The sequence below is a fragment of the Gemmatimonadota bacterium genome, from assembly GCA_009838845.1.
GTDB lineage: Bacteria > Latescibacterota > UBA2968 > UBA2968 > UBA2968 > VXRD01.
This window is the reverse complement of record VXRD01000149.1, coordinates 42,531-59,846: the sequence shown is the minus strand read 5'-3', so window position 1 is coordinate 59,846 and position 17,316 is coordinate 42,531. Positions and strand designations below refer to the sequence as shown.

Annotated in this window: 17 protein-coding genes; all 17 read left to right on the top strand. The window is 50.4% G+C overall.

Going from position 1 to position 17,316, the window contains the following annotated elements; all coding sequences use genetic code 11:
• Positions 1-562 (top strand): Ldh family oxidoreductase (locus F4Y39_21110; GenBank protein ID MYC16233.1); only part of this gene is annotated, 562 nt, incomplete at its 5' end.
• A gap of 114 nt (positions 563-676) precedes the next feature.
• Positions 677-1,426, top strand: a complete 750-nt coding sequence (locus F4Y39_21105; GenBank protein MYC16232.1) for a hypothetical protein — start codon at positions 677-679, stop codon at positions 1,424-1,426.
• 199 nt (positions 1,427-1,625) lie between these two features.
• Entirely contained in the window at positions 1,626-2,543 is a 918-nt protein-coding gene (locus tag F4Y39_21100) for a phosphotransferase (GenBank protein MYC16231.1), read from the top strand.
• A gap of 136 nt (positions 2,544-2,679) precedes the next feature.
• The gene (locus F4Y39_21095) at positions 2,680-3,204 is read left to right on the top strand and encodes a GNAT family N-acetyltransferase (protein ID MYC16230.1); all 525 of its coding nucleotides are present in this window, start codon (positions 2,680-2,682) and stop codon (positions 3,202-3,204) included.
• A gap of 109 nt (positions 3,205-3,313) precedes the next feature.
• Entirely contained in the window at positions 3,314-3,763 is a 450-nt protein-coding gene (locus F4Y39_21090) for a GNAT family N-acetyltransferase (protein MYC16229.1), read from the top strand.
• A gap of 309 nt (positions 3,764-4,072) precedes the next feature.
• On the top strand, positions 4,073-4,648 hold the full coding sequence (locus tag F4Y39_21085) for a hypothetical protein (GenBank protein ID MYC16228.1): 576 nt from the start codon (positions 4,073-4,075) through the stop codon (positions 4,646-4,648).
• 73 nt (positions 4,649-4,721) lie between these two features.
• Positions 4,722-5,636 (top strand): GNAT family N-acetyltransferase, encoded by a 915-nt coding sequence (locus F4Y39_21080; protein MYC16227.1) that lies wholly within the window; start codon positions 4,722-4,724, stop codon positions 5,634-5,636.
• A gap of 151 nt (positions 5,637-5,787) precedes the next feature.
• Positions 5,788-6,732, top strand: a complete 945-nt coding sequence (locus F4Y39_21075) for a phosphotransferase (protein ID MYC16226.1) — start codon at positions 5,788-5,790, stop codon at positions 6,730-6,732.
• Between the two features lie 159 nt (positions 6,733-6,891).
• Entirely contained in the window at positions 6,892-8,514 is a 1,623-nt protein-coding gene (locus tag F4Y39_21070; protein ID MYC16225.1) for an FAD-dependent oxidoreductase, read from the top strand.
• A gap of 226 nt (positions 8,515-8,740) precedes the next feature.
• A complete protein-coding gene (gene map / locus F4Y39_21065) occupies positions 8,741-9,484 on the top strand; it encodes a type I methionyl aminopeptidase (GenBank protein MYC16224.1) in 744 nt (247 codons plus the stop codon).
• Between the two features lie 47 nt (positions 9,485-9,531).
• A complete protein-coding gene (locus tag F4Y39_21060) occupies positions 9,532-10,008 on the top strand; it encodes a GNAT family N-acetyltransferase (GenBank protein MYC16223.1) in 477 nt (158 codons plus the stop codon).
• A 170-nt stretch (positions 10,009-10,178) separates the two neighbouring features.
• Positions 10,179-11,069 carry a phosphotransferase gene (locus F4Y39_21055; protein MYC16222.1) on the top strand — a complete coding sequence of 297 codons (891 nt, stop codon included), beginning with the start codon at positions 10,179-10,181 and terminating at the stop codon, positions 11,067-11,069.
• Positions 11,070-11,301: 232 nt separating this feature from the next.
• The gene (locus F4Y39_21050; GenBank protein MYC16221.1) at positions 11,302-13,788 is read left to right on the top strand and encodes an FtsX-like permease family protein; all 2,487 of its coding nucleotides are present in this window, start codon (positions 11,302-11,304) and stop codon (positions 13,786-13,788) included.
• Between the two features lie 366 nt (positions 13,789-14,154).
• Positions 14,155-14,460 carry a hypothetical protein gene (locus F4Y39_21045; GenBank protein ID MYC16220.1) on the top strand — a complete coding sequence of 102 codons (306 nt, stop codon included), beginning with the start codon at positions 14,155-14,157 and terminating at the stop codon, positions 14,458-14,460.
• A complete protein-coding gene (locus F4Y39_21040; GenBank protein MYC16219.1) occupies positions 14,457-14,987 on the top strand; it encodes a GNAT family N-acetyltransferase in 531 nt (176 codons plus the stop codon). Before F4Y39_21045 ends, F4Y39_21040 begins: the two co-directional genes overlap by 4 nt.
• A gap of 63 nt (positions 14,988-15,050) precedes the next feature.
• Positions 15,051-16,178 carry a peptidase M14 gene (locus F4Y39_21035; protein ID MYC16218.1) on the top strand — a complete coding sequence of 376 codons (1,128 nt, stop codon included), beginning with the start codon at positions 15,051-15,053 and terminating at the stop codon, positions 16,176-16,178.
• 143 nt (positions 16,179-16,321) lie between these two features.
• Entirely contained in the window at positions 16,322-17,308 is a 987-nt protein-coding gene (locus tag F4Y39_21030; protein MYC16217.1) for a hypothetical protein, read from the top strand.
• Positions 17,309-17,316: the final 8 nt, after the last annotated feature.

The window sequence follows — 17,316 nt, the reverse complement described above, 5'->3', positions numbered from 1 at the left end:
CTTCAGTGGGCCCCCCCCCCCCGGTCCTCCCCTCATGCTCGACATAACCACCAGTATGTCTGCCGGTGGCAAAGTCGATGTGTATCGCGCACGCGGACAACAAACACCCGATGGCTGGCTCATAGATGCAGACGGCAATCCCGTGAATGACCCCAATCGCTTCAAGGGCAGCGACGTGGCAATGCTGCCCTTAGGCGGTCCACAAGGCCACAAGGGATATGGCCTGGGCATGATGATCGACGCCATCGCGGGCGGCCTCTCATGGGCGGGATGCAGTTCAGAACAACCCACGCGAGGCGGCAGTGGCTATATCGCCATCGCCATCAAAATCGACAGCTTTATCGACCTCTCTGACTATCTCAACGAAATTGGCCGTCTCTGCGACTGGATCAAGTCCTCCCGCACCCAGCCCGGTGTCGATAAAATTTATCTCCCGGGAGAAATCGAACACGACACACGCGCCAAACGCGAAGCAGAAGGTGTCTTTATCGAAGACGAAACCTGGGACAACACAGTAGAAACAGCAAATGCACTGAGTGTGTCAATACCTGAAGTGCGATGAGTCGTGAAGAGCACCCTCTCTTCCCGCTAATTTCTTGACAACATATAGTGATTATCGTAAACTGCATTCGAGCTTATTTTCCTCATACAATTTATCAATGGAGGATACGCACCGATGAGTAAAGATATTCAGCCTCTTCTGGATGACTGGCCCTGTGAACCCGGGCAATTGTGTGTTCGCAAAATCAGAGGGAATGATGGTCGTGCCAAAGTTCAACTCCGCATCGAAATGGGCATCTTGCAAATGGATGTCACCGGCCGCCCCGACGGTCAACAGCCCGAAGGGTATGAATCGCTCTTGCACTATTACAAAGCGCTGGCGCAAAAACGCGGCCCAGAAAACTTTGCGCTCAATTCTGAAAACTGTATGGAACTCCAGATGGAAGCCCTCCAATATTATCATCGCCGCATTAGCTTTCTCGAAATAGGCGAATATCTCAACGCCAAAAAAGACGCCGAACGCAACCTCGAACTTTTCGACTTTGTCAAAGAATACGCAGAAGATGAGGAAGATCGTATGGCGTTTGAGCACTATCGCCCCTTTGTCATTGGCCACCGCGTAAGGGCTGAAGTCCTGATGTATCTCGAACGCGAAGCCTACGATATGGCACTGTCCAAAATTGACGACGGCATTGACGAACTTCGATCCTTCTTCAGAGAATTTGACCGTCACGACCTCATTGACGAAAACGAAGAAATCGCCTTCCTCCAGGAATGGGCAGACGAGATTCGCCGCGACCGTCCCAAATCCCTATCCCAGGACCTGCGCGACCAGATCCGCGAAGCCGTGGGCCTCGAAGACTTCGAACGCGCCGCAGAACTGCGCGATCAACTTCTCTCTCTGAAGGAAAAGACTGAAATTTGATCTGTAAATCAGTTGCGAAAGGTAGGAATCACACTAAAAGCCCACAGTCAAATTACGTGGGCTTTTAGTTTCTATATCACTGTAAAACAATGGCATATATCAACTGAAAACCTGCACTTACGGAGCGTATATCTATAATCTCGTAGTTAGCGGAAACTGAAAAGCATCTTGGATCGGGCACTCACTTGGAGCAGACCAGATGAAACCACATAAGACGCAGTGGTACTTGCAGAGAATCAGGGAGGAATTCCCGCGCCTCAAGTGGACGAATTACAGAAGAGTTCAGACACACAGCCGACCCGATCACGTGATGTTTCTGCTGGACAACGGCATCGCGTTTCGGTTTGAGAACGACGTGGAAGATGAGGATACGGATCTTGCGCGAGAGCGGGCGGTCCTCGATCTCATCCGGCCTCGGTTGAGTGATATTCCGATACCCGACTACGCATACGTGCCAAAGTCGTCGAACGATTTCGCTGGCTACAGGACTATTCCCGGAACACGTCTTTCTCCCTGGCGCTTCCAGAGGCTGTCGAAAGCAAGACGGCATTCAGAAGCAAGGAGACTGGGCCGCTTTCTCAGCGCTTTGCACAAGACTCCGCTTGAACCGGTGCGAAAGCTGGGCGTAGAGGCAAGGGATAAATCGCTTGGCAATCGCTCGATGGCGAGGAGGCTCATGAGGGAGCGTTGGAAGGATTTGGATCGCCGAACGCGAGACGTATTCCAAGGTTGGATTCAAAGAAGTGGAGAGATCAACCACGATTTCTCACCTGTCCTCACCCACTTCGACCTCTGGTCCAAACATATCTACTACGATCCCCGAACCGGGAAGCTGACGGGCATCATTGACTGGGGAGACATCAGGATATCAGATCCAGCAAAGGACTTCTATGGGTTCTGGGTGTACGGTGAGACCTTTCTGGACGATGTGCTTTCCCACTATGATCTGGCTACGCAAGGTCTTAGGGATCGCTCCTTCGAGCATTTCTGGGGAATCGCCATTCAGATCTGGCTCGATTCACTGGATGGCATATCAGGCGTTGCGGGTCACTTTTTCCATCCATCGACATGGACGAAAAGGCCACTTTCCGATTGGCCTTTGTCTCAATGCCGATAGTGCCGCTTCCGCTAATTCGCAGTGGCCAAACCCTACACCACACCACCCAGCCCACACGTGCCTTGGGCACGCGTCGGGCACACCCACCGTTAGCCGAAACTGCCCGTCTGGTCTTCAAACTTGAAGGAATGAACTTGTGGGATACAAGTGCCTACTTGAGACAAATAGGCTTATTCTCCGGCAATGTACTCCTGACGATCTTGCGATCTTCGAGGAAATCTTCGGAGATGAAGAGATGATGAGGCATTTCGGCGAATGCAAGCCGCTGTCGGCAGCCGAAGCGCGAGCGTGGCTTGATTCCTGCATTCGGCACTGCGACCTGCACGAATGGGGGCCCGGACTGCTGGTTCGGAAATCGGATGGAGAAATCGTGGGGTTGGGCGTCCTTACGTACATGCTTCACGATCCGGATTCCGAAGAGGGTGACCTTATCTATATGATAAGGAAGCCGTTCTGGGGAAAGGGCTTTGCGACTGAATTTGCCCGAGTTGCTATTGAGTACATACTTGACGAAACACCCATCAAACGCGTCGTCGCCACGGCCATGCCAGAAAACAAAGCATCCAACCGAGTTCTTGAGAAGGCTGGAATGCGATTCTCTGATTACAATCTCGAGACCAACAGAAACCGGTTTGTTGCAGAGACTGGCAGCTTCGGCTAACACGACCGTGCCCGGCTCCAGTCATTTAGCCTTCGCCCAACCCCTGCGCGGTTCGCAAGCCATAAAACATTAAATGTAATGAGAAATACATATTATCGAGATCACTCCAATGATCAGAACTGCAAAAGCTGACGAAAATGAAGCGTTGAGTAGCCTTGCAATGCGCTCAAAAGCACATTGGAACTACGATATAGATTTTCTTGAAGCATGCCGCCAGGATCTAACTTATACCCAACAAGATATTAGCCATCACACCGTCTATGTGGTAGAAGAAATGGGACAGGTCGTCGGCTTTTATAGGTTAGAAATCAGGGAGAATGGACTCGAACTGTCTGATTTATTTATTGAGCCAAGCAAAATAGGCCAGGGATATGGAAAGAGACTTTGGGATCATGCGATTGATCAAGCGAGGCAGTTAGGTTTTCACAAAGTGTCTATCCCCTCAGACCCATATGCGGAATCATTTTATTTATCAAGAGGGTCCGTTCGAATTGGAGAAGCACCTTCCGGGGCCATTCCGGAGCGCACTATTCCCTTATTAGAATTTGCACTTAAATAGAGTGCCTAAAACAAGACAAAAACCAACCCCTATCAGCATCTTCAGATTACGAAGCCCTGACGGATCCAATGGATAGTGGAGGAGTAAATGCAAATCGACATCATAAAGAAGCGTGTTCTATGATTATGTTGGATTCGCGTAGGGCACCTGTTGGGCAATCTGGAGAAAAAGCTAGTGACTGAAGTCAGATACGACAGGCCAATTTGGGCAGGTAGAATCCCTCGACAGAAAATCGCGGAGCTCTATGCTAAGGACGCTCAAGGAATCCGGGATGAAGAGCTAATCAACGAAGTGGGGATTAGCCTGCTTGTGAGAATCGAGAGTATTTTCCAGGCAAGGGATGCGAACAACGGGCTCGCGAGATGTCCCCACTGCCAACGCGGGCTTGAGCACAACTTCGATAAGAAGTTCTTACTTCGCTGTGAATCGTGTAACTGGGAATTGACGTGGGCCGAATACCAGAAGTCGTTTCGAGGCAAACACCTTATTGCATCCGGCATGACAGCGTTCCTTAAAGAATACGTGCAAAAGTATAGGGTCGCGCGATCAGTTCAAGAAAAAATGATCCTGATTGATACTCTGATTCACAGGTATCACTGGGAACTCGAAGGCGGACTGTCGGGACCGGGAGCACGCGATCTCATCGGCGGGAAGCCTAACGAGATAATCGACTTCCTGAACAATCTCAGCTATGGTGCCAAGAGTAGTCCAGAGATCCTGTCCACACGACAAGAATGGCTGGATAAGGTGAGGACAAGTAGAGAGCAATATGCTTCAGCGGCCACGGAACGCAATCGGAAGAAAGTAGAAAAGACAGAACGGGAGCGCTTGAAGTGGAAGGTGCGAAAAGAAATGCTCGCCAGGAGGCGCGACTCAAGCGAATAAAATGAATCCGACTGCCCTGTTTATGGCGGGCAAAACCAAAAATCTCAACACCAGCAACCACAAGAGATACTGATTGAAGATCGTCGAAAGTGACATGTTAGGAGCAGACGACTTCCGTGCATTTTACAACTCACGCATAGGAACTCTGCCCCACCGCTACCCTGTTTCACGACACGAGTTCGAATGGGGCTGTATTCACAAGCCGTTTGATGAACAGCCATATACAAACCTCGGAACGGAGCAATTTCTCTGCGCAGTTGAGGGTGAGGAAATCCTGGGTATCGCGCATGTCTCGGTTGCCGAGGAGGAAGCCGGGAGGATCGGACAAATTCGTTATTTGGACTTCGTTCCAGGTCACCGTCGGATCGGGCAGGAGCTTCTTGTCTCTGCCGAAGCTCGGCTGACGGATGTGGAGACCATCAGGGCGTTCTGCCCAGATTATCTGTACAGATTCTTCTTCAATTGCTACGGCTTACCCGACAAGTGGCTACACGTTACTTCGATTCTGGGTCTGAACGGCTACAGTGTTTCGCGACGTGAGATACTACTGGTTCAGGAGGGTGGGATTGCACCCAGCCAGCTGGATCCGCCCGAGAAGGTAGGAAGAATCGAATGGGAGACAACTGAGAGCCGGGGACGAACCTCAGGGCTGAACCTCAGGGTCTATGACCACGCCGACGAGGTGATCGGCGTGTGCTACACTCGTGCGGGCAGTCACTTTCAGCTCAATAAAGCTGCTGAGCGCGTGTGTTTTGTCGCTTGGCTGAACGTGAGGGACGCTCTGAGAGGGTTGGGGTGGGGACGGTTCATATTCCTAACTACACTCAACGAGATCAAGCAGCGGGGTTTTACTACCGTGCTTATCAGCACAAACGAGAAAAATCACAGAGCCCAGGCTTTCTATGCAAACTACGGGTTCTCAATGGTAGAGACGTTGTCTGAGTTTTCGAAGGGTCTGTCGGCTCCTCGCACCAGTGATGGTCGATAACACAACAAACTGCGGCCACTACATTGACGGTAACTCAATGCAGGTTGAAAAAGTCTTGTAGGTCGATCCTTTCAAGTAATGCGATAGGTGTTTTTCCCTATTACTTTCCGGGACCAAGACAAATGAGAACCATGTACCGAAGGAGCAGTTAGTGGATCAGATTCCGCCAAAGAAGAAAATTCAGGAGGCCCTTAGGTCAGCTTGGCAGTTCGATGGTTCTCTCATACCGGTACCAGGCACGGGACGCCTTTTCTCATTCAAGAAGAATGGGGCGACGTTCTTCGCACGATTGAACTGGGCACGGGGTCAGTTCTGTCCCGAGGAAGTTGTCGAGTTCCTCAATCATCTATCAACAAATGATGCCCCTGTCCCCCAGATTGTCCCCACCCTCTTCGGAGATTTGTGTATCACGATCGGAGATGCTGTTGTGCTCTCCGTGGAAACTGATCTCGGTGGGGAACCTTGCAGCTCTCGTCACCTCCACCGATTGGGTGCGGTGGGACGTGGACTTGCCAAGATTCATCTGGCATCGGAAAAGTTCGAAAAATCCAGGATGCGGAAGAAAGATCTCACTGGCTTTGTGGAGGTCAGACTTCGGCGAGCACTTTCCCGTTCTCTTCCTGGCGATCTCCGCGACGCCATCAAGACCCTTCAGACCGAGTTGCAAACCACCTACGAGCACCTAACACGAACATCCGTACGGTGGATGACAACGCATGGAGATGTCTGGGGTCCCAACGTCCACACGGATGGAGAGAAAGTCGGTTTCACCGACCTCTGCAGCTCTTTTGCTCCAGCTACTGTAGATCTTGTAATGGTCCAACACAGATGGCTAATGAATGATCTGACTGGGGGACGATCTCTATTGAAGAAAGAGATGCTGGATTTCCTACGAGGCTATCTTTCTGAGCGACCACTCTCAGTCGGAGACCGGGAAACATTTGGAGTCGTCTGGGGGGCCTACTATGCTGATCAGTTGTCGCACTATATTGAGAAACCAGGAACGGTGAAAGACTCCGTGCTCTCACGCTTTGACTTTGAAGGGCAGATTCGGAGACTACCGCTATCGGTGGATGAGATCAGATCACTTCTATAGAGACGACCAACACGCCGTATAATAGCTACAGAATCTGCAGGAATCTCCCGAAGAGAGAATCGCCAACTTCACCATTGCCTTCGTGTGTAAAGGTGAGGCTGGTCGCTTCGTCATGTCACACATCCTTCACCGCGGACGAACGCACGGAGATCACAGCCGATGTCGAATCTCAAATACTTCCATCGCGACTGGATTGAACCTACAACTGAGATCATCGAAACGGATGTCTGCATCTACGGCGGCTCGTCAGGGGGTGTCGCTGCAGCCGTCACAGTCGCACGGGCCGGTTTACGTGTCGTCATCCTCCAGCCGGGCCAACACATCGGTGGCATGACAACCGGCGGACTCGGGTGGACGGACTTCGGCCGTAAGTACGTTATCGGTGGACTGAGCCGATCCTTCTACAACCAGGTTGGACGGCACTACGGACAGAATGAAGAGTGGCAATTCGAGCCCCACGTCGCCGACGCTGTTTTCGATGCGTGGATTTCGGAAAACGGTATCGATGTCCGGTACGGTCAGTATCTGGACGCCGTCGAATCTATTGATCAACGTATCGTTTCCATCACGCTCCTTGGCGGGCTCCGGGTCCGCGCCAAGATCTTTATGGACTGCTCCTACGAAGGGGACCTGATGGCGAAGGCCGGTGTCTCCTTCCACGTGGGGCGTGAGGCGAATGAGATCTACGGTGAGACGCTCAACGGCATCCAGGTGCGAGAAAAACATCAGTTCGGTCTTACCGTAGATCCCTACGTGGAACCGGGTGACCCGGACAGCGGGCTGCTGCCTCAGATCGAGGAGACCGATCTGGCGGCACGACAGGGCGAGGGCGATCACCGTGTGCAAGCCTATTGCTTCCGCGTATGCATGACCGATGATCCTGCGCTCAAGATCGACTGGACTAAGCCGGACGCGTTCGATCCTGCCCAGTATGTCCTTGCGACGCGCTGGTTCAACACTGTGGGCGGAGACAGCCAGAATCCGAATCACAGCGCCGACCCGGTTGCCCACATACGCGACAGCGGAGTACCCGGGAAGTTCGACATCTTCCCGAACAGAACACCCGGCGGCTACTGTAAAACCGATACCAACAACAACGGCCCCATCAGCAGTGACTTCATCGGGAGATCGTGGGGATGGCCCGCCGCTGGCTATGAGGAGCGGGAGGCCATATTCCAGGCGCACGTCAATTACCAGCGCGGTCTCTACTGGCATCTGGCCAACGAACCGGCGATTCCCCGGCGCGTGCGTGACGCCTACAGCCGCTGGGGTCTATCCAGTGACGAGTTCACCGATACCGAGCACTGGCCGCATCAATTGTATATCCGCGAATGTCGCCGGATGATCGGCGACTACGTCATCACTGAGCACGACTGCTACCAGAAGTCAGTCGCAGAGGACTCGATCGGGATGGGTAGCTACACCATGGACTCGCATAATTGCTCCCGATTCGTACATGTCGAAGGAGGCGTGGCACGTGTCCTCAACGAAGGGGATGTGCAGATCCCCCCGACCGACCCTTATCCTTTAAGCTACCGGAGTATCGTGCCAAAGAGGGGGGAGACAGCAAATCTGTTCATCCCCGTATGTTTCTCGGCCTCTCACATATCCTACGGTAGCGCGCGCATGGAGCCGGTATTCATGGTCCTGGGAGAGTCTGCTGGGCTGGCAGCAAAGCTGTGTCTGGATGCCGATTGCGACACGCAGGATCTGCCGTACGATGAGTTACGCCCCGAGTTGTTGAAGGCAGCGCAGATCCTCGAGTTGCCCGACACCCGGTAGAGGGAAGAGCCCGAAGGTCGCTTATGTTTCTTAGTGAGTGGGCTCACATCTTCGGCAGTAACAAATTTGAACCTAACTATGATCAATCCATGGCTGACAGTTCCTGCTGCTGACTACAAGATTCACATGGAACATAAATTGGTATGTATTACCGAAACTGTTCGTTAATCCCGTAGTTAGCAGAAATCAAGATTGAGAGTTATCACCTTCAAAAAGGAGTTGTTCATTGTCGATAGAATGTCCTGAGGATTTCGAAGGCCTTGCACAGGCAGGGCAAGTGGTCGCCGCCACATTAAAGGCAATGGCGGGTGCTGTTCGCGCGGGAGTAACCACAGCGGAAGTCGATCGCGTTGGCGAGTCGGTGCTCAATCGATACGGGGCAACCTCCGCACCTCGGCTGTTTTACGGTTTTCCCGGCGTCAATCTTATCAGTGTCAATGATGAGATCATTCACGGTATTCCGAGTGACCGAGTGCTGGAACAGGGTGACATTGTAAGCCTGGATGTCACCGCTGAACTGAACGGCTACATTGCAGATGCAGCAATCACCATCCCGATTCCTCCATATTCCGCGAAAGCCGCTAGATTGTGTCGATGTGTCCGTACGGCATTTGAAAAGGCGGTGGCCGTAGCTCGTGCAAACAAACCGATCAATTGCATCGGTCATGCCGTAGAGCACGAGGTAAAGAGACAAGGATTCTGGGTTGTCAATGAGCTTGCGGGGCACGGGGTAGGTCGAGTTATCCATGAGGATCCCATCGTTGCAAACACCTACAATCCGTTCGATTCTAAGCCGCTTACGAATGGTCTTGTGATCACCATTGAGCCTATGATTGCCGAGCATCCAACCCAAGCCGTTGAAGATTGCGACGGCTGGACAGTGAAAACCTCAAACGGATCTCTTTCGGCTCATTTTGAGCATACCGTCGTTATTACCGATGGCCAGCCTATTTTGCTGACTGCGGCCTGAGCGGCTTGACTTCTGCTAACACGTCCGTAGTCGAGAAAGGTCACCGGATGAATCATTCAGACATTTCTTGCCGAGTTGCGACCAGATTAGACGTCGAATCTCTGCTAAATCTCTTTCCTCAGATCACGAGCCGTCCCCATAGTCTTTCGGCTAAGACTCTCGGACTCGAAGAGTCAATCCGGATCTTCGATGAGATGTCTGACTACGGCAATATATTCATCGTTGTGGGCGAATCGGACAAGGGCATAGTCGCCAGCCTCATAATGGCTATCGTTCCAAATTTTACTTACGAAGGGCGCCCTTGGGCTATCATCGAGAATGTCGTTGTTGCACGCGAACAAAGAGGCAAAGGATTTGGGAAAAAACTGATGACATTTGCGATTAACCTTGCCCAAGAGAAGGGCTGCTACAAGCTACAGTTACTCAGCGGTCCCAACAAAGATCAGGTGGAATTCTATAGAAGCCTTGGAATGCAAGATGGGACGAGTCGTGGATTTAAGAAGTATTTCGTGGAGCGTGAGTAGGGAGGGAGCACGGTCACTAACTCCAGGCTTGCGGAACCTTTCCACAGAGCTTCTCCCGCCGTAATGAAGTGAGCACACCGCATAACACGACTGTACACGGCTTCGGCCATTCGGGCTTCACCCAACAGTTAGCGGAAATCGCGACAATTAATCCTCTTTGGCAGGTCCCCATGCCCCCATTGGCTTCCAGCTACTACCTGGAGAGAATCAGAGACGCCTTTCCAGATCTCATGTGGGCAAATTACCGAAGAGTTCAGACCATTGCCGATCCCGATCATGTAATGATTCTGTTGGACAATGGCATCGCTTTCCGGTTCGAGAACGATGAGGAAACAAATCTGACGAGGGAGCGGACCGTCCTGGATGCCCTTAGAAGCAACCTGAAGGCAATACCCGTTCCCGACTATGCATTCGTGCCGAAGGCGTCAGATTTTGCGGGATACCACACAATTCCGGGGACTCGACTTTCGCCGTGGCGGTTTTGGAGACTTTCCAAGGCGAACCGCAGCGAGGCCGCTCAGAGGCTGGGTGTTTTCATCAGCGAACTCCACAGCTACCCGATCACGAAGGCACGGAGCCTCGGCGTAGAAGAGGGTAACGCATCGGTTAGGCGTCGCAGGATGTGGAAGGAGTTATTCGCTGAACGGGCAGACGAGCTTCAATGTGAGGTCCGCAATGTTTTCGAAGCATGGATCGAAAGAAGTGAAAGCATCAATCATTCATACGAGCCTGTGCTGGCTCACAACGACCTCTGGTACAAACACATCTATCATGATCCCTCGACCGGAAGACTTACTGGGATCATAGACTGGGGGGACATCGAAATCACGGATCCCGCTAAGGATTTCTATGGGTTCTGGATATACGGAGAGTCATTCCTCGACGAGGTCTTGTCGCACTACGCATACTGTGACGCAAATCTAAAAGACAGATCCTTTGAGCACTTTTGGGGAATCGCAATTAGTAGCTGGTTTAGCCACCCCCCAGGCGGACGATTCTTCAGGCGATCAACGTGGCAAGGTAGGCCGACCTCGGAATGGCCTATGGGGCAGGTGCGTTGATGGAGGGAAAGGAGGCGGGTTCTGAATAGAAATGATGCCTCCAGAGGAAGCATCTGCGAACATGTTCGGGATACAACCTCTGAAGAGAAGAGTTCCCGCAAGGTCGGAGATACATAGATTTGGTATGAATTACCGTAACAGTTCGTTAATAATCCCCAGAGTGCATCCATTATGTTGATTTCATGAGAACTGAAATTGCCAATAACCGAAATCACTTCTTTGGGGCAGACACATGCTGAAAAATTATCTCAAAATAATGCTGAGAAACCTGATAAACCATCGTTTCTACTCAGCTCTGAACATTATCGGATTAGCCATTGGTTTGGCTTGTTGTATCCTGATAGGCCTCTATATCGACTATGAATTAGGTTTTGATCAGAACCAAAGGAATCGAGATCAAATTTACAGGGTGATTCGAGAGACTAAAACAGTTGACCAAGCAGCTTTTAGTGAGCGCACATTAGGAGGTCTCGTAGAAGTCTTGAATCAGGATGTATATCCTGAAATTTCTGAGGCTTTGCGTATCCATCGCTGGCAAAGAACAATAATTGCTGACAATAAGAGAATATACAAACAAGCCTTTTGCCTTACAGACGAGAATGTTCTACAGGTTTTTGACTTTCCACTGATTCAAGGCGATCCCGAAACGGTTCTCTCAGAACCAGGTTCCGTTTTAATCACTCACAGACTTGCACACAAACTGTTTGGCACTGAAAATCCGATTGGCAAAACCATTCTGATCGAGGAAGACGACAAAGATTATGCGCATCACGTTACAGGCGTCTTAAAAAATATGCCTGCGCAGACGGCCATTCGGTTCGATATTTTATCGGCGACTAAAAATGGGCGATGGCAAGAAAAATGGATGGCTTGGAAACCGAGAGGGGGGCGTCCTGTAGAAAGCTATATTTTGCTTAAAGAAGGTTATGATGCGAATCAACTTGAAGGCAAACTTTCAGATCTGATTCCGAAATACCTGGGCGAAGCAGCTGCAAATAACATTCAATATCATTTGCAGCCCCTAAACCGCATCCATCTATACTCCAATCATGATTATGGCATCAAAATTGAGAATCGTGGTACTCCAGAGACCAGTAAACCTCATGGTGACATTCAAAATGTGTATTTGTTTTCTTTGCTTGCTATTTTTATTTTAGTAATTGCCTGTGTGAATTTTATAAACCTAACAACTGCTCGTGCAATTGGGCGGAGGCGAGAGGTCGGGCTTCGTAAGGTTGTCGGTGCAAACCGATTGCAGCTCATCACACAATTTTTGGGCGAATCTATATTTTTTGCTTGTATGGCGCTTATCTTGGCTTTGGTGTTGGTAGAATTGGCATTGCCAACTTTCAATTCGTTTTTTGATTGCGCTATTACACTCAATGTCAACACAACCCAGTTATTGCTCAGCCTTTTCGGTCTTATATTCATCGTCGGTATTCTGGCAGGGAGTTATCCGGCATTTGTCTTATCGACATTTCGCCCTGTTTCAATGTTGAGAGGTAAATCCGCTACAAACGTCTCTACTCGGCTTCGCAAGAGTTTGGTTGTAGGACAATTTGCTCTTGCCATTTTATTGATGGTTGTCACTTCGGGTGTTTACAGTCAACAGAAATTTCTTCGAAATAAGAATCTGGGATTCGACCGCGAGCAGATTATTGAAGTTCCAATTTTTGAGGCAGCGAATAGCAACCAAATGATCAATCCCACGCTTTTCAAGAGCCAATACAACGCCATCAAGCAGGCATTCACGACGCATCCCAATATTCTCAGAGCAACAACCACCCGTGGCCTTGTTGGAGAAGGAGCAACAGTAGAGACATTCCATCCCGAAGGAAAATCCACGTACAGTATGGATGTGATAATCGTGGATGAGGATTTTCTAGATTTCTATGGCATTAAATGCGTATCAGGCCGGAATTTCACGCGATCATATGCCGAAACAACAAACCCGCAAAGACTGAGGGAAAAATTAGACGAGCAGTTTATCTTGAATGAAACAGCGGTCGAGCAATTGGGTTGGACAAATCCAATAGGGAAACGATTTGCTTGGAAGGTTGGAGGCACGTTCTACCCAGATGGACTACGCTCCGGCACAGTCGTCGGTGTTGTCAAAGATTTTCATTACAAACCTCTTGACGAAAAAATCGGACGACTCGTATTGGTTGCAGAATTTCATGAGGCAAGGCTACTATACCTAGAGGTCAAATCTGAAGATTTATCTCAAACACTGGCATTTGTACAAAAAGTCTGGGAAAGGTATATACCCAATCGTCCATTCACATTTTCTTTTCTTGATGAGAATTTGGATCGAATCTATAAAAATGAAAGAAAACTGAGCTATATTTTTGGTTTCTTTTCAACCCTTGGTATTTTGATTGCCTGCTTGGGGTTACTTGGGTTGGCCACATTGAGTGCGCAATACCGTACAAAAGAAATCGGCATTCGCAAGGTATTGGGAGCGTCTGTATCCAATATTGTTATGTTGCTATCCAGTGATTTTGCAAAGTTGGTCGCACTTGCAAATCTCTTGGCTTGGCCGATTGGCTACTATGCCCTGTGGCAGTGGCTTCAGAATTATGCGTATCGGGTAGATCTTGGATTTGAGTTCTTTATGTTAAGTGGTATCTTGGCTTTCCTTATTGCCATGATCACAGTGAGTTTCCAGACAATGAAGGCAGCTCGATCAAATCCTGTAGATGCCTTGCGGAATGAATAAAAAAAACATGCTCCTGAAAAATCTCTAAGGAATACATGAGCAACCCGAAACCAAGACACGACAGGCCAACTTGGGCAAGTCGAGTTCCAAGAGAAAAAATAGCCCGCCTTTATGCAACTGATGCACAGGGCATAGTAGACGAAGAGCTTATTGAAGACGTGGGGATTGGACTCTTCGCTCGTATCGAAAGCATTTTCAAAGCACGAGAAGCCAGTGCTGGACGAGCAAGATGTCCATTATGTGATCGCCAGATAGACCACGACGGTATGAAGGATACGATTCTGAGATGCGAATCGTGCAACTGGGAACTCATGTACCACCTATAATCTTCGCGCCGCTACGGCCAGTCCTGGGCCGAGAAAACCAATGGAACCACGCTATCCCAGATATAGAGACGAAACGGGCCCACTGCCTGATCAGCCAGAAATTATGGATCTCTGCAAGCGATTCTGGGATCTGGAAGTAACCAGCGTCCGCAGGGCGAATTCGCGGTGCGTCTTCTTTTGTGATAGTATGCGGGACGGACGCGTTGTGTTCCGCGTGAATCCGGGATGGGACGGCTCGACCCATCCCAAAACCATTGTGGAGTTTGTTCGACACCTTGCCGATCGCGGCGCGCCGTGTCCTGACATCCGTCCAACCACGGATGGTAGCCTCTACAAGTCCGTATAGGAATAGGCGAGTTGGAATACGCACATCCACGAAAACCTTGGCCAACGATCCGATCAGCCACTGCGGTGGACGCCGAAGTCGTCACACGTATATATATCGATTCGTGGAATGCAGGATTCGGCGAACTCATCGAGCAGTCCAATCGCATCGTCACATCAGAACTTGTTGAGCGTTGGCGCGGCGATCTTGCGAAGTCTGCCCCGCACCGGTGGTGGGTCGCAGAGCATACGGGTAAGGTTGTCGGTTTTGTCGGCATCGGTCCCAGCCGCGATCCCGTTGACGCCACATTAGGGGAACTCGATACCATCGCCATTGACCCCTCGTATTGGCGCATCGGCATCGGCAAGGCGTTGGCCTCGCTCGCGTTTCGTCATCTCGTTGCCGACGGTTATAATGAAGCGATAGTTTGGACTATTAAGGGTTATGAACGCGGGATCGCCTTCTACGAGGCGATGGGGTGGAAACGTGATGGCGGTGTTCGAGACAACGGACGCCAAATCCGGCTCCGTCGCCCATTGTCTATCTAGATTACCGCTCCAATGGATAGTGGAGGAGTAAATGCAAATCGACATCATAAAGAAGCGTGTTCAATGATTATGATAGATTGTGATTTTCCGGGTGGGAATATCATCACCGAGCGAATTGACGGTGATGATGTGTTTGTTCGACAGGATCTGCGCGATACGGATCGCGACTGGTTCTACTGGTATTTTCGGGTGCGTGGCGCAGCAGGCCGAACCGTGCGGTTTCACTTTACCGGTAGCAATGTGATTGGTACGCGTGGTCCTGGGATGAGTGAAGACGGTGGGGTGACGTGGCGCTGGTTGGGTAATGATGCGGTGGATGGGCAGTCGTTTGTGTATGCGTTTGCGAATGACGCGGATGATGTGCGGTTCAGTTTTGGGATGCCGTATGTGCAGGCCGATCTGGACCGGTTTTTGGCGTCGTATGTGGATTCGGATTATCTGGTGGCGGAGACGTTGTGCGAGACGCACAAAGGACGTGATGTTGAGATGTTGTATGTGGGACGGCTGGACGGTGGGGCGGATCTGCGCGTGTTGATTGCGGCGCGACACCACTGCTGTGAGATGATGCAGTCTTACGTGCTGGAAGGCATAATGGCGGCGATACTTGGTGAGGATGATTTAGGGCGTTGGTTTCAGGGACGAGTTGAATGCCTGGTGATTCCGTTTGTGGATAAAGACGGTGTGGAGGATGGCGATCAGGGGAAGAATCGGAAGCCGAGGGATCACAACCGGGATTATGTCGGGGAGAGTGTGCATATTGAAACGGCTGTGATGCGAGAAAGGGTGCCGGATTGGAGCGCGGGCAAACTGAAGGTAGCGATTGATCTGCACTGTCCGTGGATTCGTAGTAATCGCAATGAGACGATTTATCTGGTGGGATCTGAGTCAGAAGCCCCCTGGCAGGAACAGATACGGTTTTCGCATATTTTGGAAGCGGAACGAACAGGAGGCTTGCCCTTTTGTGCAGCGGATAATTTGCCCTTTGGCGTGGAGTGGAATACGGCAGAGAATTATGCAGCTGGCAAGAGCTTTGGTCGATGGGCGGGTGAATTGCCGGGTGTTCAATTGGCAACGGCAATTGAGTTTCCCTATGCCAATGTGGGCGATCTGGATACGAGTCCAGAACTGGCGCGTGCATTTGGACGCGATCTGGCTACAGCGTTGAAGGTGTATTTGGAGACGATGGTGTGATGGTGCGATCGCGTTGGCGAGTTGGCCCCATCGAGGTGCTGCCAGAATGGCAAGGGAAAGGCATCGGATCTGAACTCGCCAGACGCATGGTTAGAATGTGAAGAAATCTCTGATTTTCAACCTGTAGGTCGATCCTTTCACGTATGATGAAATCATTCTTAATATTGATCCCGGCTATTTTTACGATTGCTTGCGTGTCAGATGGCTTGTTTGCTGGAGAGTCTCAAATGCGTGAGATTATTGTCAGTTGCCCTGATGAAAATAACATACTACAACTCTATCACATCAAGGAGGACGGTTCATCCAGGCGCAAAATTACAAATTCCAATCATGAATGTATGATGCCTGCCGTGTCTCCTGACGGCAGTAAAATTGTATTTGTGCAACAGAGCGAAAAAGGAATGGCTCTTTGGATCTCCAACTTTGATGGCAGAAACCAGAAAGTACTCACAGAATCGGGGAGAAATTTGATACCTTCCTGGTTTCCTGATTCTAAACACATCGTATGGATGATATTCAAACCAGGAAAAGATCCCGCTGAAAACAGCCAGTTGCACATCATGAACACTGAGACCAGAGAATCAAGGCGATTGTTCAGCGATCCTCAACAAATTAAGTTCAGCAATTCGATGGCCGTTGTCTCGCCGAAAGGAACAAAGGTGGCCTTTGTTTCAAATCGAAGCGGCAACTATAGGGTTTGGTTGAGCAATCTCGATGGCAGTGATGCCAAACCAATTTCACCAACGTCTGCTGAACATGACGGGACCCTCAAGCTTCCCATCGAACAAAAAGTCCCTGCCTGGTCACCGGATGGCAAGTGGATCGCCCATTGGGAAGGTGTGGAGATGATCCATATGAGCAAATTCACAGGGAGACAAGATCGCGAAAGAGACAAGCTGATCGGTGAAACCTGGAATGTATGGGTTGTCGATAGTGATGGAAATAATAAGCGAAAAGCAGGGCGTGGTGATGATCCCACATGGTCTCCCGATGGATTTGTGACTCGGGCTTTTCCAGATCCTAAAAAGGGCGGCCCGAAAATCATGGTTGAAACCAGGTCCGGGTGGAAGGAGTTACCGATCGTGCCTCCAAAAACGCCTCGATATGGTCGATTCGCCTGGAAGCCGTGATGGAACTC